Source organism: Desulfosporosinus youngiae DSM 17734, assembly GCF_000244895.1.
Lineage (GTDB): Bacteria > Bacillota > Desulfitobacteriia > Desulfitobacteriales > Desulfitobacteriaceae > Desulfosporosinus > Desulfosporosinus youngiae.
On the sequence record NZ_CM001441.1, the window covers coordinates 1,548,407 to 1,574,568 of the forward strand.

Annotated in this window: 23 protein-coding genes; 22 read left to right on the forward strand and 1 reads right to left on the reverse strand. The window is 44.6% G+C overall.

The window, feature by feature from the left end:
- The 20 genes from DESYODRAFT_RS29870 (at position 1) to arsB (ending at position 22,316) form a co-directional block, all read left to right on the forward strand.
- Positions 1 to 909: a type IV secretory system conjugative DNA transfer family protein gene (locus DESYODRAFT_RS29870; RefSeq protein ID WP_427854309.1), complete on the forward strand. Its 909-nt coding sequence runs from the start codon at positions 1 to 3 to the stop codon at positions 907 to 909.
- Positions 869 to 1,318 (forward strand): type IV secretory system conjugative DNA transfer family protein, encoded by a 450-nt coding sequence (locus DESYODRAFT_RS29875; RefSeq protein ID WP_427854310.1) that lies wholly within the window; start codon positions 869 to 871, stop codon positions 1,316 to 1,318. Before DESYODRAFT_RS29870 ends, DESYODRAFT_RS29875 begins: the two co-directional genes overlap by 41 nt.
- 4 nt (positions 1,319 to 1,322) lie before the next feature.
- A complete protein-coding gene (locus DESYODRAFT_RS07400) occupies positions 1,323 to 1,592 on the forward strand; it encodes a helix-turn-helix domain-containing protein (RefSeq protein ID WP_007781345.1) in 270 nt (89 codons plus the stop codon).
- Positions 1,593 to 2,145: 553 nt separating this feature from the next.
- On the forward strand, positions 2,146 to 2,592 hold the full coding sequence (locus DESYODRAFT_RS07405; RefSeq protein ID WP_242833557.1) for a DUF2703 domain-containing protein: 447 nt from the start codon (positions 2,146 to 2,148) through the stop codon (positions 2,590 to 2,592).
- 691 nt (positions 2,593 to 3,283) lie between these two features.
- Positions 3,284 to 4,225 (forward strand): substrate-binding domain-containing protein, encoded by a 942-nt coding sequence (locus DESYODRAFT_RS07410; RefSeq protein WP_007781347.1) that lies wholly within the window; start codon positions 3,284 to 3,286, stop codon positions 4,223 to 4,225.
- Positions 4,226 to 4,248: 23 nt separating this feature from the next.
- Positions 4,249 to 5,703, forward strand: a complete 1,455-nt coding sequence (locus DESYODRAFT_RS07415; protein WP_007781350.1) for a HAMP domain-containing sensor histidine kinase — start codon at positions 4,249 to 4,251, stop codon at positions 5,701 to 5,703.
- Positions 5,704 to 5,721: 18 nt separating this feature from the next.
- Positions 5,722 to 6,378, forward strand: coding sequence for a response regulator (locus DESYODRAFT_RS07420; RefSeq protein ID WP_042338323.1), 657 nt, complete (start codon positions 5,722 to 5,724; stop codon positions 6,376 to 6,378).
- A gap of 275 nt (positions 6,379 to 6,653) precedes the next feature.
- The gene (locus DESYODRAFT_RS07425; protein ID WP_007781353.1) at positions 6,654 to 7,250 is read left to right on the forward strand and encodes a 4Fe-4S dicluster domain-containing protein; all 597 of its coding nucleotides are present in this window, start codon (positions 6,654 to 6,656) and stop codon (positions 7,248 to 7,250) included.
- Positions 7,250 to 8,290 carry an NrfD/PsrC family molybdoenzyme membrane anchor subunit gene (gene nrfD / locus DESYODRAFT_RS07430; RefSeq protein WP_007781355.1) on the forward strand — a complete coding sequence of 347 codons (1,041 nt, stop codon included), beginning with the start codon at positions 7,250 to 7,252 and terminating at the stop codon, positions 8,288 to 8,290. The genes DESYODRAFT_RS07425 and nrfD (DESYODRAFT_RS07430) overlap by 1 nt, the downstream gene beginning before the upstream one ends.
- Positions 8,287 to 11,091: a molybdopterin-dependent oxidoreductase gene (locus DESYODRAFT_RS07435; protein WP_007781357.1), complete on the forward strand. Its 2,805-nt coding sequence runs from the start codon at positions 8,287 to 8,289 to the stop codon at positions 11,089 to 11,091. Before nrfD (DESYODRAFT_RS07430) ends, DESYODRAFT_RS07435 begins: the two co-directional genes overlap by 4 nt.
- Positions 11,092 to 11,294: 203 nt before the next feature.
- A complete protein-coding gene (locus tag DESYODRAFT_RS07440) occupies positions 11,295 to 11,975 on the forward strand; it encodes a TorD/DmsD family molecular chaperone (protein WP_007781359.1) in 681 nt (226 codons plus the stop codon).
- Between the two features lie 424 nt (positions 11,976 to 12,399).
- Positions 12,400 to 13,365, forward strand: a complete 966-nt coding sequence (locus DESYODRAFT_RS07445; protein ID WP_007781360.1) for a substrate-binding domain-containing protein — start codon at positions 12,400 to 12,402, stop codon at positions 13,363 to 13,365.
- Entirely contained in the window at positions 13,365 to 14,813 is a 1,449-nt protein-coding gene (locus DESYODRAFT_RS07450; RefSeq protein WP_007781362.1) for a sensor histidine kinase, read from the forward strand. The genes DESYODRAFT_RS07445 and DESYODRAFT_RS07450 overlap by 1 nt, the downstream gene beginning before the upstream one ends.
- Positions 14,814 to 14,817: 4 nt before the next feature.
- On the forward strand, positions 14,818 to 15,465 hold the full coding sequence (locus DESYODRAFT_RS07455; protein ID WP_007781363.1) for a response regulator: 648 nt from the start codon (positions 14,818 to 14,820) through the stop codon (positions 15,463 to 15,465).
- Between the two features lie 262 nt (positions 15,466 to 15,727).
- Positions 15,728 to 16,642, forward strand: a complete 915-nt coding sequence (gene nrfD, locus DESYODRAFT_RS07460; protein ID WP_007781365.1) for an NrfD/PsrC family molybdoenzyme membrane anchor subunit — start codon at positions 15,728 to 15,730, stop codon at positions 16,640 to 16,642.
- A gap of 74 nt (positions 16,643 to 16,716) precedes the next feature.
- On the forward strand, positions 16,717 to 19,245 hold the full coding sequence (locus tag DESYODRAFT_RS07465) for a molybdopterin-dependent oxidoreductase (RefSeq protein WP_007781366.1): 2,529 nt from the start codon (positions 16,717 to 16,719) through the stop codon (positions 19,243 to 19,245).
- A 26-nt stretch (positions 19,246 to 19,271) separates the two neighbouring features.
- Entirely contained in the window at positions 19,272 to 19,967 is a 696-nt protein-coding gene (locus tag DESYODRAFT_RS07470) for a 4Fe-4S dicluster domain-containing protein (protein WP_007781368.1), read from the forward strand.
- 79 nt (positions 19,968 to 20,046) lie between these two features.
- Positions 20,047 to 20,631 (forward strand): TorD/DmsD family molecular chaperone, encoded by a 585-nt coding sequence (locus tag DESYODRAFT_RS07475; protein ID WP_007781370.1) that lies wholly within the window; start codon positions 20,047 to 20,049, stop codon positions 20,629 to 20,631.
- A gap of 301 nt (positions 20,632 to 20,932) precedes the next feature.
- The gene (locus tag DESYODRAFT_RS07480) at positions 20,933 to 21,250 is read left to right on the forward strand and encodes an ArsR/SmtB family transcription factor (protein WP_042339457.1); all 318 of its coding nucleotides are present in this window, start codon (positions 20,933 to 20,935) and stop codon (positions 21,248 to 21,250) included.
- The gene (gene arsB, locus DESYODRAFT_RS07485; RefSeq protein ID WP_042338325.1) at positions 21,222 to 22,316 is read left to right on the forward strand and encodes an ACR3 family arsenite efflux transporter; all 1,095 of its coding nucleotides are present in this window, start codon (positions 21,222 to 21,224) and stop codon (positions 22,314 to 22,316) included. Before DESYODRAFT_RS07480 ends, arsB begins: the two co-directional genes overlap by 29 nt.
- Positions 22,317 to 22,471: 155 nt before the next feature.
- Here arsB and DESYODRAFT_RS07490 read toward each other — a convergent pair whose 3' ends face one another.
- The gene (locus DESYODRAFT_RS07490; protein ID WP_007781376.1) at positions 22,472 to 23,728 is read right to left on the reverse strand and encodes an IS110 family RNA-guided transposase; all 1,257 of its coding nucleotides are present in this window, start codon (positions 23,726 to 23,728) and stop codon (positions 22,472 to 22,474) included.
- Between the two features lie 290 nt (positions 23,729 to 24,018).
- Here DESYODRAFT_RS07490 and arsD point away from each other — a divergent pair, with 290 nt between their 5' ends.
- Positions 24,019 to 24,414: an arsenite efflux transporter metallochaperone ArsD gene (arsD, locus tag DESYODRAFT_RS07495; RefSeq protein ID WP_042339459.1), complete on the forward strand. Its 396-nt coding sequence runs from the start codon at positions 24,019 to 24,021 to the stop codon at positions 24,412 to 24,414.
- Position 24,415: 1 nt separating this feature from the next.
- Positions 24,416 to 26,152, forward strand: coding sequence for an arsenical pump-driving ATPase (gene arsA / locus DESYODRAFT_RS07500; protein WP_042338326.1), 1,737 nt, complete (start codon positions 24,416 to 24,418; stop codon positions 26,150 to 26,152).
- The last annotated feature ends 10 nt before the right edge of the window (positions 26,153 to 26,162 follow it).

Below are 26,162 nucleotides of genomic sequence, written 5' to 3' on the forward strand. Positions count from 1 at the left end.
GTGCAGGTATCCCAAATCATTACACTGGTCGTCGTGGCGCTGACCATGTTCGGCGTGATCGGCTTTTTATCCCTGGAATATACCTGTGCCTGCGGCATGAGTTTTATCACGACGGATACCAAAGGTGACCTCTACCGCAATTACGGTAGCATTGCCGAGGAGCTTTATGGCTACCAGGTGGCCGTCATTGACCTGAGAAACCCCACCCGCTCGGACGGCAATAATCTTCTCCATCTCGTCAACCGGTACATGGATCTGTACCTTACCAATCCTCAGAATCTGGCGTACAAAGCCAGAGCAGAAAAATACGCCAAGATCACCGCCAAAACCATCATCAACTCCGGAGGCTTTGATGTGGCGTCCGCAGGGCAAAACGCATTCTTCTACGATGCGGCGGAAGGGCTTCTGACATCTGTCATTCTTTTGATTGCTGAATACTGCGAACCAAAGCAGCGGCACATTGTGTCTGTGTTCAAGCTCATTCAGGATCTGCTGGCACCCAGCGGCGTTAAGGGACGCACCCTGTTCCAGCTCCTTCTGGCTCACCTGCCGGACGAACACAAAACCAAATGGTTTGCAGGCGCGGCTCTTAATTCTGCGGAACAGGCCATGCAGAGCGTCCTCTCTACTGCCCTTTCAAGGCTCAACGCCTTTCTGGACTCCGAACTGGAGCAGGTGCTGTGTTTTGATACGGCCATCGACCCTGAAAGGTTTGTACTGAAAAAGTGCTATTTTTCTAGTTATGCCAGAAGAGATAACACGAAGTATTTCATCATCAGTCTGATCGTTCAGCAGCTCTACAGGGAAATTCTCTCGGTAGACGACGAGTATGGCGGCAAGCTCCCTAACCGGGTGATGATGTTCCTTGATGAAATCGGCACAGATATTATCGAAGGCCCTCGGCAGTAAGACGGTTATGAGCGGCTCTGTCAGCCGCGGGAAGAACGATCCCAGCCAATCCCTGCAGATGATCGAACGACCGCTGATGACCTCCGACGAGCTGAAATCTATGCCCAAGGGTCATTTTATCGTGACTAAAACAGGGGCCTATCCAATGCGGACACGGCTAAAGCTCTTCCTTGCATGGGGGATCGTCTTCGGCAAGCCCTATGAGATTGCGGAGCAATCCGCCCGAAAAGTGGAGTACGCCGACCGGTTCACCCTAGAGGAAGAAATCATCCGGCGCCACGCCGTCTATGATGACGGGCCGAAAGAGTCAAAAACTACTGAGTCCGGGTCAGGTGGAATGCCTCATACGCCGGGACCAGCGATCAATCTCGATCCGTTTGTTCAAAAGCAGAAGTCCACAAGGAGGTGACGCTATGGGGTACTTTACCTTGCTTTATTCCTCCGAATTGCCGCACCGCGCAAGGTCCGTCTATATGTATCTTTCCGACCGCTCCGGCAAGGAAGGCAAATGCTATCCGGCGATTGGTACCATCGCCAGGGAGCTGAAGCTGTCCCGGAGCACCGTCAAGCGTGCCATTGCCGACCTAGAGAAGAGCGGATATCTTCAAAAAGAGCAGCGGTGGCGCGAAAACGGTGGAAAGAGCAGTAATATGTACTATTTGAAGCGGCCAGATTCTGGGTAGGCGGGTAAAATACAGACCTTCCCGTCAAGAGGAAGGTCTGACTTGTAAGTGAACTAAGGAAGGGTTCACGATGAACCGTGAAGGTGAACCGCTCACTTTACGATATTTTATCAGCGGAAAAAGAATAATAAAAGGTAGATTATTAGAGATTAGCTTTTTCCCTAATGGACGCCACCCCTGTAATATTTAGATAGATGGAGATGCTCTCCTCTTTTTCTGCCTGATTACAACCCCAATCATATCGAAATCGGGAATACAAAGGTCACTCTGCATACGTTGGTAAAGGCAATAGAGTGGGGATTGCTTTTTATTAAGATAATCTAAGTCAAATACAAAAGCAGAAAGCATATTGACGAAGATCGATATGAAGCATATACTATAACATATCGATAGAAATAGATGTGAGGTGAAATTTATTGGAAACCAATTATAAATAATCGGCTATAAGAGAAATTGCAATAATTGAAGGTTTTGGAAAATAGAAATTACTTGCGTCCTGTTTACTTTTGCTGTGTCGTCATATAAAAATAAATAATACAAGGAGCTGGTTCATGTGTTAAAGAGCAATGGTTCCACAAGCTGTGGCTGTGGCCCTAGTTGTTGTGATGCCTCAAAAGACGTCAAAATGGGAAAAAGACGCATCATAATAGATTCATTGTTTCTTGATGTAAGTGTCTGTACACGCTGTCAGGGAACAGATACAAGCCTTGATGAAGCTCTTTCAGAAGTATCAACGGTTCTTAAGGCAACGGATGTTGAAGTGGTTGTAAATAAAATAAATGTAAATACTGAAGAGCTCGCTAAGCAATATAAGTTCGTCAGTTCCCCTACCATTCGAGTGAACGGTCATGATATTCAAATGGAGGTCAAAGAGAGTTTATGCGAATCTTGCGGCGATTTATGCGGTGAAGATGTTGACTGCCGGGTTTGGGTATATCAAGGAAAGGAATATGCGGTTCCACCTAAAGCAATGATCGTTGAAGCAATGAAGAATAAATAGAAATTTATAACCGATACGGAAGTGGCTGTCGCTTGGCTGACCGTATCAGCGGAGCAGGTCAATCAGTATGCACAATATGCTCTCGGCATTAATAAAAAAGTTGTATCGTAAAGGAAGGTTTAAAACCTAAAGATATTGTCAAGATAATAGAAAACGCAAAGTAGTGGTTTGTGTCATCACTAGGGCAGCTATTTTTATTACTAAGACTGATCAAAAATCGCCTTTATTGAATTAGGGGATATCCTGACATGACAGGTTTTTCCCTAATTGTTAAATGAAGAAAAATCCGTTAAAATACCCTTGTGATATTGGCACGGAACAAAGAAAGAACCTTGTAGCGAGCTGAAAAGCTTTCCGATGTTGGAAAGGCCTTAGGATGGGGAATTAAGGAGTTCAAAGCTGAACCGAATGGGGAAAACGCTTTGAAAAATGAAATGAAAGATAAGCAGCAAGATCAAAATGACAATGTAGCGAGCTGAAAAACAGGATGATCGGCCCGAGCCTCGTAGCTAACTACTGGGTTCGGGTTCTTTACTACACGGAGTTAATTGTGACCCTGTTTGGTATCCTATCATTACAAATAGTTAAGGCCTAAAAAGAATGATATACTTGTTGTGAAAGTATTATGAAGAAGGAAAGAATCTTTATAAAGGCTCGGCTAAAGCCTGTTCTAGAAAGAAGGTTGGTACCGGTGAATAAATGCAGATCCGGTTTCTATGTCAAGCTCGTTATTCTGCTTGTCTTTTCGATGTTGACTCTATCTGGTTGTCAAGGAACGGCGAATTTGCCGCAAGTGAGTATTAAGCCCTCCGATCATTCCCAAACGAATCCACAACCGCTTGAAAATAAGGATGTCTTGAAGGTGGGGATATCCTCCGTACTTTCGCCGAGAGAAACGGTTGAAAATTATCAACCCTTTGCGGATTATCTCCAAAAAAAGATTGGACGTACGGTTCAATTGGTGCAGCGTCAGACGTATCAAGAAATTAATGAATTAGTCAAGAACCAACAGGTAGATGTTGCTTTCATTTGTTCGGGTGCCTATGTTGTCGGGGAAAAGGATAATCTGGAGTTGCTCGCAGTCCCGGAAGTAAACGGTAAATCAACCTATCAATCATATATTATTGTGAATGCCAATAGCTCGATCCAGCAAATTATGGATTTAAAAGGTCAAGTTTTTGGTTTTACTGATCCGATTTCATTTTCCGGGACCATTGCTCCCACTTATATGGTTACTCAGCATAAAACAACGCCTCAGGACTTTTTTGGCCGAGTTGTTTATACCTACAGTCATGATAATTCGATTAAAGCCGTTTTAGATAATGTCGTAAGCGCGGCAGGGGTGGATTCCTTAGTCTATCAGTATGCCGTGAGCAAGGATCCAACGCTAAAGAACAAATTGAGGATTATCGGTGAGTCACCGGAAGTGGGGAGTCCTCCTGTTGTCGTGAATCATCAAATTGACCCCAATCTTAAAACAGCCTTACAGGAAGCCTTACTCCAGATGGATAGTGATCCAATCGGGCGGAAGGCTTTAAAAGCACTGATATATGATCGGTTCGTTCTCCCCAACCCTAAGGCTTATGAGCCGATTGAAACAATGGTTAATGCCATTCCTGCCCTTGCTCAATAGGAGCCGAAAGGATAAGTTGATGTATGAAACAACGAATGACTCAACGAGTAATTCAATTTTTGATGAAAATAAAAATTCAATATAAAATTCTCGGTTTAGTGGTTGGGGTTGTTGTGCTTTTAACAACTATGATGGTTTGGCAAATGGGAAATGTTTTAACGACGAATCTGCGGGATCAACTGGATAAACGGGCCGTTTCAATTGGGAGTGATGTAGCTGCCCGGGCGACTAACGATTTGCTCATTAATAATACGTATTCGGTCTATGAGATGATTAAAGAAACTGTTAAAAACAATCAGGACGTTCTGTATATTTTTATTGTTGATCCTCAGGGAAATGTTCTAGCCCATACTTATGGGGAGGCTTTTCCGGCAGAACTACTGAAAGCCAACCCCGTGGATTTACAAGAGAGATATCACCTAACGGCTTTTCAGACGGAAGTCGGGGTTGTACGGGATGTCGCGGTTCCGATTCTTAACGGAAAGTTAGGGATAGCCCGGGTGGGGATGGAAGAGGCTGGGCTGCGCAAGGCCGTTTTATCGATGGTTTGGAGTTTCCTGGCCATTGCCTTATTTGTGTCGGCTGTGGGTATTATGGCAGCGGTTATTTTAACACGGGTTTTAACCCATCCAATTCATAATTTGGTTTCTCTCACTCAAAAGGTTGCTCAGGGCGATTTAAAGGTTCAAGGTGTTGTGCATTCGGTAGATGAAATCGGCGTTTTGACGAAAGCCTTTAATCAGATGACGGCAAGCTTAAGTGAAAACGACCAAGAACGTGAGGAACTGCTCCAACAGCTTAGAGAAAAAGAGGAGATGCGGGTTCAACTTCTGGAAAAAGTGATGACAGCGCAGGAAGAAGAGCGAAAGCGAATCTCCCGTGAACTTCACGATGAAACGAGTCAGGCACTGACTTCGTTAATGGTCAGTTTAAAAGTGCTTGAATCCGAAGCTACTTTGCGGTCAGTGGGTGAGCGGCTTCAAGAGATGCGGCAAGTTGTTTCTCAGACGTTGGAGGAGGTTCATCATCTGGCCCGTGAGCTTCGACCGAGTATTTTAGATGATATGGGTCTTGTTCCGGCGCTTGAACGCTATATCCGGGATTATGCACAGAAGTACGGCACAGAGGTGGACTTCCATACAACCGGTTTTGAGGGACAGAGAGTTTCAGGCCCTGCTGAGGTTGCTCTCTATCGGATGATTCAAGAAGCTCTGACCAATGCAGCCAAATACGCGAAGGCTCAATCGATTTCCGTCCTCTTAAACTGGAGAGAAAACTGGGTTACGGCCATTATCGAAGATGATGGGGTTGGGTTTGATCCGGGAAATGTGACATCGAGTCCCAGTCATGGATTAGGGCTTTTCGGCATGCAAGAACGTGCGTCCTTATTAGGAGGCTCTCTAAAAATAGAATCGCAGCCCGGCGCAGGAACCACGGTTTTTATCAAGATTCCTGTCAAGGCCGACCTTGCTGAGTAGCGGAAAGGGGATATGAGGATGGATAAAAAATTGAGAATCCTTTTAGCAGATGATCATGCGGTGCTTCGGGCTGGCTTAAAGGTTCTTCTCAATGCCGAGCCGGATCTTCAAGTGATTGGAGAAGCGGCTGATGGAGAGGAAGCAATCGCTCAAGTGGAGGCGCTGCGACCGGACCTGCTGCTTCTGGATTTGACGATGCCGAAGCTAAACGGAGTGGAGTGCATTGAAACCCTTGTTAAGAAACATCCGGAGCTGAAGATTTTAGTACTCACGATGCACGACGATGAAGAATACCTTAAGGCGGTGCTAAGAGTTGGTGCAAAAGGGTATGTCTTAAAAAAGGCCGCAGATGTCGAACTTCTATCCGCCATTCGTACCGTCGCTCGTGGCGAAATGTTTATTTACCCTACGATGGCAGCCGCTTTTATGTATCGCCAGCTAGTCGGCCCGGCTGAACCGAAAAGGAAAGATAAGAAGCTCAAGCAGCTGAGTGAACGGGAGGAAGAGGTTTTGCGGTATCTAGCTTTGGGGCATACCAATCAGGAAATCGCCGACTTGCTTCATGTGAGTGTTAAAACGGTCGAAACGTATAAAGCCCGTCTTATGGAAAAGCTTGAAATGCGCAAGCGTGCTGATTTGGTACGCTATGCGATAGATCATGGAATTATCGAATAAGTGCAATGTCCTGTTCGAGTCAGGAAAAGCGTTTAATATCAGGGAAATACCTGACATTAAGCGCTTTTTTTTATCGGGAGAAGGGGAACTTTTTATAGGAGTTTACCTGCTACATAACTCTACAGAAAAATTTAGAATAAGGGTTGATGAGAACATTCATCAGCCTCCGAGTTCATTTCAACGAATGTAGAAATGAGCCGATAGGGTGCAAAATCAAGGTTTTGTGCCTGCCCGTATTTGGCGAAGGTGGCGAAAAAACTTAAGGAGTTGAGAAAATGGGAAAACGGTATGCTATGGTGATTGACCTGCGCAGATGCGTAGGCTGTCACGCCTGCCAAGTGGCTTGTAAGAGCGAGAATAATGTACCCCTTGGCGTCTTCCGTAACTGGGTTGATGAGCTTGAGACCGGCAAATTCCCCAATGTCTCCCGCCATCGTCTGCCCCGCCTCTGTAACCACTGTGAGAACCCGTCCTGTGTGAAGGTTTGTCCGGTGAATGCCACAACACAAAAAGAGGACGGAACGGTGGTTATTGACTACAGTCGTTGCATCGGGTGCAAATACTGTATCGCAGCCTGCCCTTATGATGCAAGGTTTATCAATCCTGAGAGAAAAACAGCTGAAAAATGTGACTACTGCTACGCCCGGCTAGAAGCAGGGTTGCTTCCCGCCTGTGTCAATACGTGTATCGGTGGGGCTCGTGTTTTCGGTGACTTAAATGACCCGACCAGTGAGGTTGCCAAATTAGTCGCTACCCAGCCGGTGAAAGTCTTAAAACCGGAAACCAACAACGCTCCTCAAACCTATTACATTGGGGCCGATGAAAAAGCGATTCGTCCTAACTATACTGAGATAGTGGGAGGTAATAGATAATGCCTACTATTCATTTGTTCCAGATAACCCATGAGATGCCTTGGGGCTTACTGATCGCCATGTACCTTTTCTACACGGGAATTAGTGCCGGTGCGGTATTAGTTACGAGTTTAGGACCTGTCTTTGGGGTCAAGGAGCTGAAGAAAACGGCTCAAGTCGGTGCCATCATTGGACTCTCCTTACTCATCATTGCTCCGATTCATTTGATCTTCGACTTGGAGCAGCCGCAACGTTTTATTAGTCTCTTGTTTAATTTCCATGCGACTTCGCCTATGTCCTACGGAGTCTTTATTCTCCTTCTTTATGGAATTGCGTTACTCTTCTATCTTTTGAACTTGAAGCAAGGGAATGAAAAGAATATCAAAACCTTTGGTATGGCTTCTTTCGTATTAGCTTTAGGCATAGAAGCATACACCGGTTTCCTCATTGGTAACGTCCAGGCTCACGCCCTTTGGAATACCGCGTTAATGCCTGTGATCTTTCTTTTCTCTGCTCTCGCTTCAGGGACAGCAATGGTTCTTGTTGTTCTGAATTTCTATGAAAGAACGTCAGGAAGTTCCCTGGCGAATGAACGAAAAACCTTAGCCCAATTTTTCAAGTGGTTTACTCTTGCAGATCTTTTACTGATGGTTATCCTTGTCATTGTTCTTCTTAACGGAAACGATGCTCAATATGCCAATGCATACTATCTCCTTCACCAAGAAGGTCTTACATTTATTGGCTTAGAAAACGGGATTGGTCTGCTTTTACCGTTTGTTCTTCTCTCACTTGGTTCTTCAAAAAAGTCCTTTGTCAATGTATCGGCTGTTTTAGTCATTTTAAGCGCTTTGGTTATGAGAATTACCTTTGTCGTCGGAGGTCAAACACTCCCCATGACGGGCAATTCGCTGATGGAATACTCTCTTAAGTCCAGCCACCTTATTATTGCGATTGTTTTGGCAATTGTGGGACTTGGCGCGATAGGTATACTTCTTAAAACCTTCGTCGCAAATAAGCAATCGACCATCTCGAATACCAAGAAGGGGGTTGTTTCTCAATGATTGTCACACGCCGTAAGTTCTTACAGGGAGCCGCTGCTTTAGGTGCCTCCTTAGCCGTTGCTCCATTGGCCTTTGCCAAGTCGGATTCGGATATTCCCAGTTGGAAACAAGGTTCCCCAGTAAGTGATACGTTAGATACCGATCCCGGCGTTCAATTAGTCTATTCCACGTGTTTAGGCTGCCGCAGCGACTGTAGTCTTCGCGCTAAGCTTAAAGACGGTGTCCTCTTAAAGCTTGATGGGAATCCCTATAGCCAGATGACCCTGGATAATCCATTGCCCTATGCTGCCGATCCTCAAGAAGCTCGCAAAGCTGCCGGTAAACTATGCTCCAGAGGTCAAGCGGGGTTACAGCTTTTATATGATCCTTTACGAGTTCAACAACCCCTTAAGAGGGTTGGTAAACGCGGTGAAAACAAATGGCAAGCCATCAGTTGGGAACAAGCCTACAAAGAGATCATTGAGGGCGGAGACCTTTTTGGTGAAGGGAACGTTGAAGGGTTAAAAGCGGTTCGCGATTTGGAAACCCCCATTGACCCGGCAGCTCCTGAACTTGGGCCGAAGGCAAACCAATTTATTTTCTTAGCGGGACGGATTGAAAATGCAAGGGCTGATTTTTCCAAACGATTTGTCAATAATGGACTTGGTTCGATAAACTGGTTTGATCACACCACTGCGTGTGAACAGAGTCATCATATTTCATCTGCTCAAACCTATGCAGGGAAAAATAACTTAAAACCGGACTTCGAAAACGCAAAATATATTGTAAACTTCGGTGCCAACTACGGAGAAGCCAATTTCCCGATGAACGGACTTAGCCGAAAATTAGCTAACTTTCGTGCGAAAGGCGGAAAGCTGGTTACTGTTGATCCCCGTTTCTCTGTCTCAGCATCCCAATCGGATGTTTGGGTTCCCATTCTTCCTGGCGCAGATGCAGCCTTAGCTCTAGGTATGGTTCAATGGATCATTGATAACAAGCGCTATGATAAATCCTTCTTGGAAGCACCTTCTAAAGATGCCGCCGCCAAAAAAGGTGAAAGCAGCTGGACAGATGCGACGTACCTGATCCGCGAAGATAATGGAAAGTTCTTACGCGGGGATGAGCCTGGCCTCGGCGGGACGAAAGAGGATTATGTCATTTTGGTGGGCGGAACACCGACACTCGCGGGAAAGGCTGATGCTGGGGAGCTGCTTGGTGAAGTGGCTGTCAATGGCCTCGCTTGTAAAACGGTCTTCCAGAGAATCAGTGAACGTGCCAAGGAAAAATCCCTTGAAGAATACGCTAAGCTCTGCGGAATTCCCAAAGAACAGCTCATTCAAGTTGCGGATGAATTTAGTTCTTATGGAAAATTAGCTGTGGCCGACTATTATCGCGGACCGGTCCAGCATACCAATGGCTTCCAGAATGGTCGGGCAATTTGCATTCTAAATCTCCTTGTGGGGAATATTGACCATAAAGGAGGGTATCAGGTTGGCGGAAGCAACGTAAGTTACGCCGGAGATAAAGGACCTTATACCGTCTCTAAACTTAACCCTGGTTCGGTCGCACCGAAAGGGATTCGCATCTCCCGGGAACAGGCAAAGTATGAAGACAGCTCGGAATTCAAGGCTAAGGGTTACCCGGCTAAACGTCCTTGGTTCCCCCTGACGAGCAATGTCTATCAAGAAGTTATTGCAGGAATCGCGGATGGATATCCCTATCCCTGTAAGATCCTGTGGTTGCATATGGGTACGCCGCTCTATACTGTACCGGCCATTAAAGAAGCTTTGACACCGGCCCTCAGGGATACGAAAAAAGTTCCACTCTTTATCTCGACAGATATTGTCATCGGCGATACCACGATGTATGCAGACTATGTCCTGCCCGATGTTACCTATCTGGAACAGTGGTGTGTTACAGGGGCTGCTCCGACAATCCTGGGTACATCGACTTCGGTTCGTCAGCCTTTGACCAAGGTTTTCCCGAACGCGAAATCAGTAGAGAACATGATGATCGATATTGGAAAAATCATGGGTCTTTCCAACTTTGGGGATAACGGATTCGGCCCAGGAATGCCTCTCAATAAGGAAGAGGACTGGTATCTGAAATTAGTGGCTAATCTTGCCAACACTTACGGTAAGATTCCGGGTGCAAGTGAAGCTGAACAAATTAAATATATTCTGGACCGTGGTGGAATATTTGCTCCAGATGGGGCCTACGATGGTTCGCTGATGAAAAACAAGATTGGAAATCTTTGTAGCCTTTATGCAGAGAAAGTTGCCACAACGAAAGATTCGATGACGGGTCAAAACTTTGATGGGCTACCGCTCTATCAACCGATCATGAATGCCAAAGATGAAGAGATTAAAGATAATGACTATCCGTTTATTGCTACGACGTACAAGACTGCTTTCCATACTCAAAGCCGTACTGTAAGTGCTCCCTGGCTGATGGAAATTCTTCCTGAGAATTTCATTGAAATGAATGACGAGGATGGCACCAAACTTGGACTGAACAATGGAGATACGGTGAAGGTGAGCGGGCCAACGAGTAAAGAAGGAGTCCTGGGCAAAGTCCTCCTTCGCCCGGGAATTCGCCCAGGGGTCATCAGCGCTTGTGTGGGATTTGGTCACTGGCATTATGGCGCTGCGGATACCATCATCGATGGCAAAACGGTAGCCGGCGATAAGACTCGCGGTAAAGGAGTTAATATCAACTACGCAATGCGTCTTGATGAGTCCATCGGGAACGTTTGCCTGGAAGATAAGATCGGCGGGAGCTGTTCCTTCTATGATTCCCGGGTTAAGGTTGAAAAAGCCTAATCAACGTCAGAGGATAATGATACCGAAATAAATAAACCCTATAAATTACAACCCACTATTTGCAGGGAGCCAATAAGTCAATTAAGATGGTGCAGAGAGGGCTCTGCACCATCATTGCACCTAAGTGGAAAAGGGAGATTTTGTGTTATTAATGGTATTGCGGGATACTATCGTTATAGATATAAATCGGGGAGGGTCCCAGTATGGAGCATGCAAATACGGAGCAAACATTTTTGCCGGGAATTAAAGAAGCGGAGACTTCTCGTGCAGTCCTCTATAATCTCTTCGCTACACTTCTCGCTCGTAAGACGGATGAAACTTGGCTAAATCCTCATTTTCAAAAGCAACTTCAGTTCGGACTTCCTGATTCCGAAGGGAAAGCAGCGGTTTTAAGTGCCCTGGAAAGGGCTCGAAAGGATTTGGGCTATTATCAGGAGCTTCAACTCGATTATGACCGATTGTTTATCGTACCCGGACCGAATCTGACCTTTCCCTACGAATCGTGCTACACCTGTCGGAATATCGACGGAACGTTTGGCCGGCTCTGGCAGGAACCGGCTCAGGATATGCAACGAATTCTTAAGGAGTGGGAGATTGAATTCGCTGAGGGTTGGGATCTAATTCCGGATCATATAGCTGTTGAGCTATTCTTTATGTCTGAGCTTTGTCAAAGACGTGCGAATGCTAAGGGACCGGATGATGGAGAGGCTATCAGGAATTGGCAGGTAAACTTTTTTCATAAGCATTTGTCGCCTTGGGTTTTTGAATTTCTTAATCGTCTGGAGGAGAAGGCTGAAACGGCTTTTTATCGAGGTGGAGCGAAACTTCTATATGAGTTTCTGACAGAGGAAAAGATAGATCTTGTCTTGTATGAAGAAAAATAGTTAATCCGAAGAATGTTCATTAGAAGGTATACAGCAGTGGGATGTTTAATTTTCTTGGTGTAGTGAACGTTGCTCGGAAAGGGATGCTAACCGAGCAATATATAGAGAAGCTAAAGATGGAAGTGGTCGTGAGTTTGTCTATCTTTTGGATGAAGCAAGCGGGAGTAATGCAAGATATATCTCATTTTGTCACAACTTATAAGGATAATTGTCGGTAAAATATCATAACCGTTTGCCATTGAATCTACTGATCCCATAACGATGAGTCACTCACCGTTATGTTTTTTTTATTAAACAACTATTTTATGGAATAACTAATTTAAAAATGATTTCTGTTGACATCTATGAAAACCTGTATGAACCAAGATCGATCTAGATTAAAGTAGTAAATTAAGCTATTATTAGCCTGATGGGAGGTAGAGTGATGTCCAATAAGCTTTTTACACGCAGGGAGGCAATCTGGATTGGGACCCTTAGCCTGTTACAGGTGGGTGTTCTTACTTCTACTTCTGTAGGCTGGTGGGACCTTAAGCCTAAAAAAAGTCAAACTGAAATAAGCTTTACAGATCTGAAAGCCCCCCCGAAAAGCCAATCGCATAGTGAACTTGCACTTCTTCGTATCGCCGTTGCATCAGTTATTTCCCCCATGGAAAATGTGGATCTTTACGGGGATTTATTAAATTTGCTCGGTGAACGGCTTGATATGCAGGCGCAAATGGTCCAGCGAGGAAATTATTCGGATACTAACCTTCTCATTGAGAATGGGGATGTTCAAGTTGCATTTATATGCTCTGGTGCCTTACTTGGTAAAGAGAAAGCCGAACAAGCCGAACGAATCCTGGTTGCCCCGGAGATTGCTGGGTCATCCAAGTATAGATCCTATATTATTGTTCCTTCCCATTCGCAGGCTCATTTTTTAAAAGATTTACGTGGACAGACCTTTGCTTATACTGATCCACTCTCTTTCTCTGGTCGCATCGCTCCCCAATATATGATAAAAAAGGCCGGATTCAATCCTACTACCTTTTTTAATAATACAATTTACACTTACAGCCATGATAATTCTATAAAGGCTGTTGCCGAAGGACTTGTTCAAGGGGCTGCGGTAGACAGCTTAATATATGACCTTACCATGTCTCGACGGCCGGAACTCTTGGACAAAATAAAGATTATCGACCAGTCAGAGGAAGTAGGCAATCCTCCCGTTGTGGTTTCCTCTCAAATCGATCCAGAGCTGCGGGCTCGTATCAAAAACGTCCTCCTCACCCTGCACTTAGACGATGAAGGACGTAAAGCCTTAAGACTCCTTCAATTTGACCGGTTTGTTCACGCAGATTTAGATCTTTATGATCAGGTCTGGGAAATGTCCCGTGAAGTGGGGGGAAGTTAATGGTCATTATTAAGAAATTATTTTATTGGCCCCAGTCTGCTCCCATTAAAATAAAGATTATGGGCATTGTTATGCTTTTTGTCTCTTTATTGGGATTGATCGTAATAATGGAAACCCGCTCACATATGCAGCAGATTTTGAGAGAGCAGTTAGAGCAAAGGGGACGTGCCATTGCCAGTGATGTAGCGGCAAGAAGCGCTAATCCCTTGTTGGTAGGGGATTCCTTTAGCCTATATGAAATCGTTCAAGGACTTTCATCCCATTATGAGGATGTCCGATATCTTATGATCTTTGATAAGAATGGCGAGCTTCTGACAGATACTTTTGGCGATGGTATCCCTAGTGGGCTCACTAATTTAAGATCTATTCCAGCTAACCTTTCTTATGATGACACCTTCTCCTTTAACTCAGATGAGGGAGAAATTATCGATGTTCTTGTCCCTATCGCTGAGGGAAAAGTAGGTTGGCTGCGGCTTGGTATGTCGGAAATCAGCATTTATAGCAGTATTGATCAATTATCCCAGCTGCTCCTTATTACGACCGTCATTATTTCGCTATTAGGAATCTTAGGTGCAATTCTTATCTCTCATTTAGTGACAAAACCGATTCGCGATCTGGCTACCGCCAGCCAGGGAATTGCCTTAGGTGACTACAGCTTACGTGTATCCACTTATGGTGCCGATGAAATAGCGGATTTAGGACACAATTTCAACGCAATGGCCTCCAGCATACAAACTTACGCCAAGGAAAGGGAAGCTTTGGTAGAGGAGCTACAAGCCAAGGAGATTGTCCGCCAGGAATTGCTCAAGAAGGTCATTTCTGCCCAAGAGGATGAGCGTAAGCGCATTTCCCGGGAGCTACATGATGAAACCAGCCAAAGTCTAACCTCTTTGATTCTTGGCCTAAAATATCTCAGTGAACTAGAGGAACCAGTCAAAAATACAGCAATGGCTTCTGAACTTAAGGATCTGGCTTCCTCAACCTTAAAGGAAGTCCACCGCATTGCTGTGGAACTTCGTCCAACGGTCCTTGATGATATGGGCTTGATTCCAGCCATTGAACGGTTTGTAAAATTCTTTAAAAGCCAATACCGCATAGATGTGGATTTCCACGTCCAAAACCGCCTTGAAAGCCGTTTACCTAACGAAATCGAAATCACTCTTTATCGGATTGTTCAGGAAGCCCTCACAAATGTGGCCAAGTATGCGGAAGCTCAAAACGCAAGTGTTGTCTTGGAGATCAAGCCTGAATATGTAAATCTTATAGTGGAAGATGATGGAAGAGGCTTTGATATAGATCTTGACTATAAGTCTTCGGCCAGCGATAATCATCTGGGAATTGCCGGCATGCAGGAACGAACTTCACTCTTAGGAGGTGAGTTCACCATCGAGTCCTCCCCAGGTCAAGGAACTACGGTGTATACCCGTATACCTATGGAAAGGAGATAGCTAGATGACTCGTCAAATCAGACTATTCCTAGTAGATGATCACTCTGTTTTGCGTAGCGGACTGAAGATGATTCTTAATTCCCAAAAGGATATGGTGGTTATCGGAGAGGCAGATTCCGGTTCAGCTGCCATCGCTAAGATCAAGCAAATCAATCCAGATATAGTTTTATTGGATATTTCCATGCCTAAGATGAGCGGCCTGGAGGCTTTAGAGAAGTTATCAAAAGTTAGCTCGGCAAAGATTTTGATGCTCACCATGCATGCTGATGAAAAGTATCTGCAGGAAGCTTTAAAAGCTGGAGCCAGTGGCTATGTGCTTAAGCAGGCCGCTGATACTGAATTGCTTCAAGCCATACGGGATATCGCCCAGGGCGAGATTTACCTGGACTCTAATTTGGCACAGAACCTGGTAAAGTCTATTTATAGCCCCCGGAAAGAAAGCAACAGCTCGGATTCAAATCTGACTGAACGTGAAAAAGAAGTCTTGCGCTATATCGCTTTAGGCTATACTAATAAGGAGATTGGGGAATCTCTATTAGTCAGTGTTAAAACTGTAGAAACCCATAAAGCCCGCATTATGGAAAAGCTTCAATGTCACAAACGATCCGAGCTAGTCCGCTATGCTCTTGAACACGGGTATATTTCCACCTAAATATTAAGATTTTAGTAAAAATTATTAAAATAATTCTAGCTTAACGAGTAGGGGTTTTCCCCTATTCGTTTTTTTGTATCCTTAATCTAAAGGCCATGAACAGCAGATTTCCAGGAATAGTTTGCGGGTTAACTAGCGCACCACACTGTTTTGCAGTCAGGGTATTCCCTGACCCTTCGGGGTTCTTACCGATTTATCTTACTTTTATAATTGATAAAATCAAATATGAAAGTAATCACAAAATATTAAAGGAGGTCACAGTATGGAATTGCATGCACCATGGGACATCCGTGTAACACTGGATTTGTTCCTCGGTGGGTTGGGAGTCGGATTATTCCTCCTCTCAGTCCTGCTCACAGTCTATGACAAAAATCGTTACCACAAACTCGCTGCAATGGGGGCCTACTTGGCACCGGTGCTAGTCGGCGGAGGGGTTCTTTTCCTTCTATCGGAACTCGGTCGACCCGCACGTTTCGTTTACACACTTCTTAATTTCAATCCCCAATCTATAACCTCCTGGGGAAGCGTTGTCCAAATGATCTTCGTTGTTCTTTCCCTCATCTACGCCTGGCTTTATTTCAAAAACAATACCTCCGGCTCTCTATTTAAGGGTGTAATGGGATTGGGTGCAGTATTCGCTCTCTTTGTCGGGGGATATCATGGTCTTTTGCTTTCATCCCTTGGTCGTCCCCTTTGGGTAGGAGGTATGGTAACCGCTCTTTTCTTGGTTTCCTCCTTATTAGGCGGCACTGCCCTCATGCTGCTTATCAAGGCACTTGGTCTATCCGTTGGAGTTCCCAAAAGCGCCTCCGGCGAAGTCGCTCCTGCATCAGAAGTCAAAGGCTTTAATCTCGGTTTCTTAGTGTTCATTCTCAGTGCACTGCAGCTGGTTCTCTTAATAAGCTGGCAGGTCTCTCTGACCAGTAGTGGTTTGGAACCAGCCGCCACTTATAGCAGTCTCATGGACCAATATAGCGGCCCGTGGATAGGTTTGGTTCTGATCTGTGGTTTGATTCTTCCCCTTTCCGGCAGCCTCTATTCCTTAATCAAAGATAAGACGGCAGAAATGTCCAAGGGGATGGGCCTCGTGCTTTCAGTCCTTATTATCGTTGGCGGCTTTACCTTTAAGCATCTTGTCCTGTTAACCGGTCAGATTAGGCTGCCTTTCTTCTTCTAAAATCCCTAATCGATAGAACACTTGTATGAATGCAATACCCGTGAGCAATAAGAAAATAATGTGAGGTGGACTCAATGAAAATTACACGCAGAAGGTTTCTGCAAGCTTCGGCAGCGACAGGGCTCTTAGTTGCTGGAACCGCAGGTTTTCCGGCTCTTCAAGCTCTCGCCCAAGGCGAGAGTACAGCCTCCAGTAAAGGAAAATGGGTGAGCACCCTCTGCCAAGGCTGTACCTCCTGGTGCGCCATGCAAGCCTATGTGGTCAATGGCCGGGTAGTCAAAGTCAGAGGAAACGAAAACAGTAAAGCCAGTCACGGCAAAATCTGTCCAAGACCTCATCTGGCCATCCAACAGGTCTATGATCCGGATCGGGTCAAGGTACCCATGAAGCGCACTAACCCTGTCAAGGGACGTAATGAAGATCCAAAGTTTGTCCCCATCACCTGGGAAGAAGCCATCGATACCATTACCGACAAAATGATGGAACTCCGTGAGAATAACGAACCTGAAAAATATGTCTATTTCCGGGGCCGCTATGGGGGCGCCACCGATATCTCCTATGATGCCACCACCAAGGTTTTTGGCTCTCCCAATAATATCTCCCACAGCTCCATCTGTGCGGAAGCAGAGAAATTCGGCCCCTATTATACAGAAGCTTATTGGGACTATCGGGATTATGATTTAGCAGAAACCCGCTATGTCCTCAATTGGGGAGCAGATCCCGTTGCCTCTAACCGCCAGGTCCCCCATGTTATGAATGTATGGGGTAATGTGGCGGATCAAGCAACGATTGTAACTATCGACCCACGCCTTTCTGCTTCGGCTGCTAAATCCCAGGAGTGGATGCCGGTTATTCCAGGGGAAGATGGTGCCCTGGCCGTGGCCATTGCCCATGTTATTCTGACTGAAGGGTTATGGTATAAGGAGTTTGTGGGAGATTTCAATGAGGGAGTCAACCTCTTTAAAAAAGGTGTGACCGTTCCTGAAGAAGCCTTTACAGAAAACTATACTTCCGGCCTGGTCAAGTGGTGGAATCTAGAGCTGAAGGATCGCACTCCGGAGTGGGCAGCTGAACGTGCCGGAGTACCAGCAGAGCAAATCATCCGCGTTGCCCGAGGATTCGCTAAAGCCGCACCCCGCGCTATTTCGTGGCTGTCCCCCGGCACTTCCATGCAGGTTCGTGGAGCTTATTCTACAATGGCAGCTCATGCTCTCAATGGTTTGGTAGGTTCAGTCGATAACGTGGGAGGAACTTTAAGAGGCTCCAGTGTACCCACCGGCAAAATCCCTGGTTATGAAGCTTATCTGGATGATATCTCCAATAAGGGAACCAAAGCTAAAAAGATTGACCAAAGGGGTACTAAGGAATTCCCTGCCCTGAAAGATGGTAAATCCGGAGGTGGTGTTCTTACCAACCGCGTCGCCGATGCCATGCTGGATAAGAACCCTTATGAAATCAAAATGGCGATTGCCGATTGGTGTAACCTCCCCTTCTCCTGTACCGGTGCTCAGCGCTGGGAAAAAGCCCTGGAGCAGCTCCCCTTCCTGGCCCATATTACTACTAACCCTTCTGAAATGACCCAGTATGCGGATATCGTCCTTCCCGCACCGATGCATGTCTTCGAGAAATGGTCCTTCAACAAGAGCAAAGCCAATAAATATGGATTTGCCTCAATTCAACAGCAGGTTATCGAGCCTCTTTGGGATGTGGTCAATGATGAAACCGGTGTCTCCTGGCTTATCGCCGAGTCCTTGGCCAAGAAAGGCTTCCCCAACCTGCTGGATTATTTCCGGAACGAATTTAAAGATCCCGAAACCGGTAAAGCACCAAGCAATCACGAAGAATTCACGATGATAACCCTCAAGATGCTGACTCATACCCTCTGGGATCCCAGTGCCGAAAAAAAGGGAGATAAACTCAATGGCTGGCTGGATTTCGTGGACAAGGGAGTTTGGAATAGTGTTGAACCGCCTTATTTCAAAAACTGGGAAAGCTTTGGTACCAAGACAGCCAAGTTTGAGTTCTATAGTGAAACTCTGAAAGCGGCTCTCGAAGGTCATGCTGAAAAGCATAATACTACAATCGATGATGTTATGCAGGCGACCCACTACCTGGCCCGTGGAGAACAAGCCTTTGTTCCCCACTATGAAGAGCCCTTGCGTCATGGAGATGCCGCAGAATACCCCTTCATTTTCTTCGAGCATCGTTCAAGACTGAATCGGGAAGGCCGCTCAGCCAATACACTTTGGTATCAAGAATTCAAGGATGTTGATCCCGGTGATGAGCCTTGGGATGATGTTGCTAAAATCAACCCTGCAGACGGAACAAGCCTGGGTATCAAAACCGGAGATGCCATCCGTATTACCTCTCCACAGGGAAGTATCACTTGTACCGCCAAGCTCTGGGAGGGTGTTCGCCCCGGCACAGTGGGCAAATGCTATGGCCAGGGACATTGGGCCTATGGCAAGATTGCCTCTTTGGACTATGGTAAAAAGCCCCGGGGAGGAAACAATAACGAAATTCTTCCCTCAGACTTCGAGCGCTTAAGCGGAAGCACTGCCCGTCACGGTGGCGTAACCCGCATCAAAATCGAAAAAGTTTAATTCACAAAACACGGAGGTGAATAACATTGGCACGATATGGAATGGTCATTAACTTGCATAAATGCGTGGGCTGCGGAGCCTGCGGCATTGCCTGCAAGAATGAAAATAACGTGGATCAGGGGATGTTTTGGGCCCATCATATTAAACAGACAACCGGTGTCTTCCCCAATGTAACCTACGAATATGTCCCTACTCTTTGCAACCACTGTGATCATGCCGCCTGCGTCAGAGCTTGCCCCACCAAAGCCATGTATAAGGATAATCAGGGGCTGACCCTTCATAATCCTAATAAATGCATTGGCTGTAAGAGCTGTATTCAAGCCTGCCCCTATGAAGTGATTAACTACAACGCCAAGGAACCCCATGGCCATTGGCGGGATAAAACCTCTGTCATTGCACAGTGTACTACCAATGGAGCCGAAACAGCGGAAAAAGTCGGCGAAAAAATCCCCTACTATAACCCTGACCGGGCAGCTACCTATGCCGGTATCCGTCCCAAGGGCATCGTTGAAAAATGCACCCTGTGTGATCACCGTCTAGCCAAGGGAGAAATCCCCTATTGCGCCGCCTCTTGTCCTGCTGATGCTCGAACCGTTGGGGATTTTGATGACCCCACAAGCGAAGTCAGTCAGCTGATCGGTAAATATGGTTACAAGCAGTTAAAACCAAATGCCGGTACTCAGCCCAAAGTATTTTACATCAGAAATTTCCACCATTCATAAAAAGGGTTCATATTAAAAGTGCAAGCGGGTCGAAAACGGCCCGTTTGCACAATGTTAAGAATGAAAGGTTGGGTTAGGAATGGTTACTCACGATACTGGCACTATAACCCAAGCGGCAAACTCCTATAAGCTTCTCTCCCTGCTGTATGGTTTCCCCTCTGAGGCAATGGCAGAAGTGCTATCCCTTCTTAAAGAAACTCTTGAAAATTACAGACCTGATTTAATGCCTGTGGTATTAGAAATGGAAGAATACCTTATGGGCACAACAGATTTTGAGGTTCTTAACATAGAGCATGCCAAATTATTTGTTGGGCCTTTTGACCTCTTGGCACCACCGTATGGTTCCATCTATATCGACGGCCAGCGCAGACTCATGGGGGATTCCACGCTTAAGGTATTAGAAGCGTATGGAGACGCTGGGCTTAGGCTATCTGATGAATTTAAGCAACCTCCTGATCACATTATTACTGAGCTTGAGTTCGTCTATTACCTTATAGCGAAATACCTTGAGACGAAGGATAATCAATGGCTTACTATGAAAGATACCTTTATGAACAACTATCTAAAGTCTTGGATAGCTGACTTTACCAACAGAATTGAAGAAAATGCCCAAAGCCTTTTTTACAAAGGATTAGCAAATTTAACTTTAGAATTGGTCAGCTAATTAAGTCATTAGATAAATATGTGGGGTTAAGCAGAGTGCTGAGTAATGTTAACAGCATAGACAAAGGCCGGAACAAACGACATAAATGTGCCGTTTTTTCTGGCCTATTTTATATCTTTTCATAAGGTAGTGATTGCATTCTGGAATGCCAGATCCGTTCAGCCGTGCGGCCTATTGTGAGTGGAAATAATTTGCGTTAAAGAATATATTTGTTGGACTGATTTCTTCATATTGACGCCCTTCGATATGAGGCGTATAATAAACATATCGATAAAAATGGATATGAGGTGTAGATATGAATATGGAAAATAAATATCAAAATAACGCAAAAGTCTTTAAAGCGCTTTGCGATCCGAATCGGCTGATGATTATGGAAATGTTGCAAAGTGCTGAGAGATGTGCCTGTGAAATCCTTGAGGATTTGCAGATCGGACAATCAACCTTATCACACCACATGAAGATTCTCTGTGAATCAGGACTTGTGGATAGTCGAAGAGAAGGAAAGTGGATGTACTATTCTTTTAATAAGGAGGGGTGTGAAGCTGCAAAGAATCTGTTGGCTGAAATAACAAGTCAAAAAGAAAATAATAATGTGGGAGGTCGCAAATGTGAGTGCTGAAGCCCAAACGAAATTATCTGTACTCGATCGCTTTCTAACTCTATGGATTTTTCTTGCTATGGGGATAGGGGTGTTGGGGGGATACCTCTTTCCAAGCGTTGCCAAGACTTTAGAGAGTATGAGTACTGGTACGATTTCATGGCCTATAGCCATCGGTCTTATTATTATGATGTATCCGCCGCTGGCAAAGATAAAGTATGAGGAAATAGGCAAAGTAGCCCAAAATAAAAAGGTTCTCCTACTGTCCTTGGTTCAAAACTGGATAATCGGCCCTGCATTGATGTTTATCTTGGCTGTCTTATTGTTACCTGATATGCCGAACTATGCCATTGGCCTTATTATTATTGGTCTAGCACGTTGCATAGCCATGGTTATTGTCTGGAATACGTTGGCCAAAGGAGATAATGAATATTGCGCTGCTCTAGTTGCCTTGAATTCTATCTTCCAGATCCTACTGTATTCGGTATATATATATTTCTTTGTCACCGTCTTACCTCAATGGTTAGGACTTTCCTGGGGTGGGCAAGTGATTCATGTTGCTATGGGGGATGTAGCTAAGAGTGTTTTAATCTATTTAGGAATTCCTTTTGCAGCTGGTTTTTTAACCCGATTTATTTTCTTAAGAATTAAGAACAAAGAGTGGTATGAAAAGGTCTTTATTCCTAAAATATCGCCCCTTGCTTTAATAGCCTTGTTATATACCATTATTGTGATGTTTGTCTTAAAAGGACAATTTATCGTGGCACTTCCTTTTCATGTGGTTCGCATTGCCATTCCGCTGTTAATCTATTTTGCCATTATGTTCTTGATCAGTTTTTATATGTCCTATAAGCAAGGTGTCAACTATGAGCAGACAGTAACTCTTGCCTTTACCGCAGCCAGCAATAACTTTGAACTTGCCATAGCTGTTGCAGTTGCTGTTTTTGGAATCGCATCGGATCAAGCCTTCGCAGCCGTTATTGGGCCACTCGTTGAAGTGCCTGTGATGATTGCTTTGGTTAATCTCGCTTTTTACTTTAAGAGAAAGCACTTCGACAGAAAAGGGGTTGCAAATTCTAGTATCTAAAGAAAAGAAAAATAATGTTTAGGTATTAAATAATTTTACAAATAAATAGGAGTGATTAGTTTGAAAGAACCCGGAAATATGATCGCATTTAAAAAAGGTCATAACAAAATAAGCCTGCTAAATAGCGGCTTTCAAAAAAATTTGTTTGTAAGGTTTTAAGTTGTATTAGGCATATCGGGTATTTGGTAGCCTAAAGTTTGCAGGTAGCGAATAGCCATTTCCTCAGTGATCTGCGATGCATAAGTTTGTTTTGGTTTGGAGTCGATTTTGTATAGTTCAAAATTAAACGTCTCACCCTTATCTAGCATATGGTAGATACATTTTAGCAGTGTATGTGCAATAGCAATAATGGCCTTTTTGTGACCTCGACGTTTCTTAATCTGGTCATATCGGTTTTTGAAATACGGACACTTTTTACTCTTAATTGCAGCATTTGCACATTGAACTAGTAATGGCTTGATATATACACCAGCTCGTGAAATACGAACAGATTTCTTCTTGCCAGCACTTTCATTGTTTTGAGGAGTAACTCCAGCCCATGAGCATAGATGCTTGGAGGAATTAAAAACTGCCATATCGCTACCGATCTTACCGATTATAGCGATGGCAGTAAAAACATCCTTGATACTTGGCAATGATAAAATTATCTCTATTTGTGGCAAATAGGGCTGAGCTAAGCCTAAAACAACCCGTTCGATATCAGTTATATGTTTCTCGATGTTCTCAAGATGATGCAGACAAACACGCATTTTATCTGCTTGAGGCTTAGTTAAATTCCCATTGATTGATTTTGTAATTGTTTCTGCTTTATCTTGCATTCTTCCGTGTAACATTGATGAAACCTCGAAATCCATATCATCCGGATTATCAAGTATGTGATTAATGATTCTCATCGAGCTTACGCCAAAAGTATCAGAAACAACACTAGAAATCATAATATTTGAAACAGTTAGAGAGTTTTGGATGCGGTTTTTCTCGCTTGACTTAACATTGATGAGCTTAAACCGATACCGCATTAAATCACGAATTTGACGAATTGGTAAGGGTGGTATAAAGCTACTGGGAACTAAACCGTGCTTATGTAAATCGCAAAGCCAAATAGAATCTTTCTTATCGGTTTTCTTGCCTCGAATACCTTTAACATACTTTGGATTAGCAACGACAACATCACAGTAATCTTCCAAAATGTTAAAAACAGGGTGCCAGTACTTGCCTGTAGACTCCATACAGACATGAACGCAAGAGTGAGCTTTCAACCAATCCAAAAGTTGAAGCAAACTCTGGGTAAAGGTTGAAAATTGCCTCGTTTGGTAATCCGTAACCCCCGATTTGTTAGTAGTACCAACCGTTGCAACAACAAACTTCTTGTGGACATCAATTCCACAGCAAATAGGAAAAACAATTTTGAGCATAAACACATCCCCGCATAAGTTTATAGTGGATAAAGCAGACATTGACTGTTTGCTACATAATAAACGGGAATTGTTTATACAAGGATTAGTTTACGTGCTCTATGGCACACTTATTTGTACTTGAAAATAGCAAACGGCACATCTTAAAATGCGGGCAGGGTGCTAAACCCTGGACCACTCACCTCCCCGTGCTCTGTAGTGTATCTGCTTATCCAATTGGATTATATCCACTAGGAGACACTTTCATAAATTTTTGTGCCTTGAGCACAGCGAAAGGAATGGAACTTAAAATGAAAAAAATACAAATCTTTGAACCGGCGATGTGCTGTCCTACAGGCCTTTGTGGTGTCGGCGTTGACCAAGAACTCCTCAGAATTTCAACGGTCCTCAGTGCCTTGAATAAAAAAGGTATCGAGGTTGAGCGATTCAATCTTACAAGTGCCCCAATGGAATTCGTTAATAACAAAACCATTAACGACCTCCTTAATACTAAAGGAGTCGATGATCTACCGGCTATCGTACTTGACGGGGAAATTGTCTTAACAGGAAGATATCCTTCCAATGATGAATTTTGTAAAATTTTGGATTTACCCAGTGGAACTTTAAACGAAAAATCTAATCCATTTGAAGTCACTACCAAAAGCAGTTCAGATTCCTGTGATTGTTCAGATGGGGGATGTTGTTAAAATGAAGGCATTTACTCCTGAGAAAATTCAATTGACAAAATATCTTTTCTATACAGGAAAGGGCGGTGTCGGCAAGACTTCAACAGCTTGCGCTACCGCGGTGAGCCTTGCGGATAATGGCAAAAAAGTTTTGCTTATTAGCACTGATCCTGCCTCCAATCTTCAAGATGTTTTCAAAACTGACCTTAATAATAAGGGTGTGGCAATTAAAGAGGTCCCTAATCTTGTAGTGGCTAACCTTGATCCTGTACAAGCGGCTGCAGAATACCGCGAAAGCGTGATTGCACCTTATCGGGGTAAACTTCCCGAGGTCGTTATCAAAAATATGGAGGAACAGCTTTCAGGGTCCTGCACCGTTGAGATTGCAGCTTTTAACGAGTTTTCCCAATTTATAACGGATGAAACAATGCAGGAAGAGTATGATCATATCATTTTCGATACGGCACCGACAGGTCATACGCTGAGAATGCTGCAGCTTCCCTCGGCGTGGAGTCAATTCATCAGTGAGAGCACGCATGGGGCATCTTGTTTAGGGCAACTCTCCGGTTTGGAGAGTAAAAAGGAAATGTATAAAAAAGCTGTAGAAACCTTAGCAGACGGTGACTTGACAACCCTTATTCTGGTTTCGCGTCCCGAAGAAACTCCGCTCAAAGAGGCTGTGCGAGCGTCGAAGGAGCTGGCGGATTTAGGAGTAAACAATCAAGTATTGATATTAAACGGAGTCCTTGCTTCCTATGATGATGCAATTTCCGAAAGTCTTTATCTCAAGCAACAGAAGGCACTTGAAGAAATGCCAAAGGGTTTACGGAACTTACTCACCTATACGGTGCCACTCAGAGCGTATAATGTCACGGGGATAGAAAATGTCCGGGCTTTGCTCACCCAGGACAACTTGTTTATTCATAAAGAAAGAATTCAGGAAGAAACCATTCCGCAGCTTAAAGATGTCATTGATGATCTGCATAACACCCATAAAAAGGTCATTTTTACGATGGGGAAGGGCGGGGTCGGTAAGACAACGATTGCAGCGGCCGTTGCCTTGGGATTATCGGAAAGAGGGAAAAAGGTGCATCTTACGACCACAGATCCTGCGGCCCACCTCCGATTTGTCATCAATGAGAATAGCGGGATTACCTTAAGCCACATTGATGAGCAGGCAGAACTCAAAAAATATCAAGAGGAAGTCCTTTCTAAGGCAAGAGAAACAATGTCGGAGGAGGATATTGCCTATATCGAGGAAGACTTGCGTTCTCCTTGTACCCAAGAGATTGCAGTATTCAGAGCGTTTGCCCAAATTGTCGAGAAAGCCGAAGATCAAGTGGTGGTTATCGACACCGCGCCGACAGGGCACACCTTGCTTTTACTGGATTCCACCCAGAGTTATCACCAAGAGATTAAACGTTCACAAGGCGATATTCCGGAATCGGTGAAAAAACTTCTGCCGAGACTTCGAAATTCAGAGGAGACGGAAGTCATCATTGTTACCCTTGCGGAAGCTACACCGGTCTACGAAGCAATGCGTCTTGAAGGAGATTTGAAACGGGCAGGGATTGCGACGAAATGGTGGGTTATTAACTCTTCTCTGTATCGTACAGGAACCACCAATCAATTATTGGCGGCAAAGGCAAGTCATGAGATCGAGTGGATCAATAAGGTGGATGAACATTCAAAGGGGAATTTTGCTGTAATCCCGTGGAGCGCCGAAGACATTAAAGGAGATAAACTGCTTGAACTCTAGTCTTTATCAA

Coding starts and splice junctions, on each gene's coding strand:
- DESYODRAFT_RS07420 (WP_042338323.1), top strand. CDS start 5,722: ATGGATAAAAAATTGAGAATCCTTTTAGCAGATGATCATGCGGTGCTT.
- DESYODRAFT_RS07400 (WP_007781345.1), top strand. CDS start 1,323: ATGGGGTACTTTACCTTGCTTTATTCCTCCGAATTGCCGCACCGCGCA.
- DESYODRAFT_RS07490 (WP_007781376.1), bottom strand. CDS start 23,728: ATGCTCAAAATTGTTTTTCCTATTTGCTGTGGAATTGATGTCCACAAG.
- arsA (WP_042338326.1), top strand. CDS start 24,416: ATGAAGGCATTTACTCCTGAGAAAATTCAATTGACAAAATATCTTTTC.
- DESYODRAFT_RS07435 (WP_007781357.1), top strand. CDS start 8,287: ATGATTGTCACACGCCGTAAGTTCTTACAGGGAGCCGCTGCTTTAGGT.
- DESYODRAFT_RS07450 (WP_007781362.1), top strand. CDS start 13,365: ATGGTCATTATTAAGAAATTATTTTATTGGCCCCAGTCTGCTCCCATT.
- DESYODRAFT_RS07415 (WP_007781350.1), top strand. CDS start 4,249: ATGAAACAACGAATGACTCAACGAGTAATTCAATTTTTGATGAAAATA.
- DESYODRAFT_RS07475 (WP_007781370.1), top strand. CDS start 20,047: ATGGTTACTCACGATACTGGCACTATAACCCAAGCGGCAAACTCCTAT.
- DESYODRAFT_RS07440 (WP_007781359.1), top strand. CDS start 11,295: ATGGAGCATGCAAATACGGAGCAAACATTTTTGCCGGGAATTAAAGAA.
- DESYODRAFT_RS07455 (WP_007781363.1), top strand. CDS start 14,818: ATGACTCGTCAAATCAGACTATTCCTAGTAGATGATCACTCTGTTTTG.
- arsB (WP_042338325.1), top strand. CDS start 21,222: ATGTGGGAGGTCGCAAATGTGAGTGCTGAAGCCCAAACGAAATTATCT.
- arsD (WP_042339459.1), top strand. CDS start 24,019: ATGAAAAAAATACAAATCTTTGAACCGGCGATGTGCTGTCCTACAGGC.
- nrfD (WP_007781355.1), top strand. CDS start 7,250: ATGCCTACTATTCATTTGTTCCAGATAACCCATGAGATGCCTTGGGGC.
- DESYODRAFT_RS07480 (WP_042339457.1), top strand. CDS start 20,933: ATGGAAAATAAATATCAAAATAACGCAAAAGTCTTTAAAGCGCTTTGC.
- DESYODRAFT_RS07465 (WP_007781366.1), top strand. CDS start 16,717: ATGAAAATTACACGCAGAAGGTTTCTGCAAGCTTCGGCAGCGACAGGG.
- DESYODRAFT_RS07445 (WP_007781360.1), top strand. CDS start 12,400: ATGTCCAATAAGCTTTTTACACGCAGGGAGGCAATCTGGATTGGGACC.
- DESYODRAFT_RS29875 (WP_427854310.1), top strand. CDS start 869: ATGAAATCGGCACAGATATTATCGAAGGCCCTCGGCAGTAAGACGGTT.
- DESYODRAFT_RS07425 (WP_007781353.1), top strand. CDS start 6,654: ATGGGAAAACGGTATGCTATGGTGATTGACCTGCGCAGATGCGTAGGC.
- nrfD (WP_007781365.1), top strand. CDS start 15,728: ATGGAATTGCATGCACCATGGGACATCCGTGTAACACTGGATTTGTTC.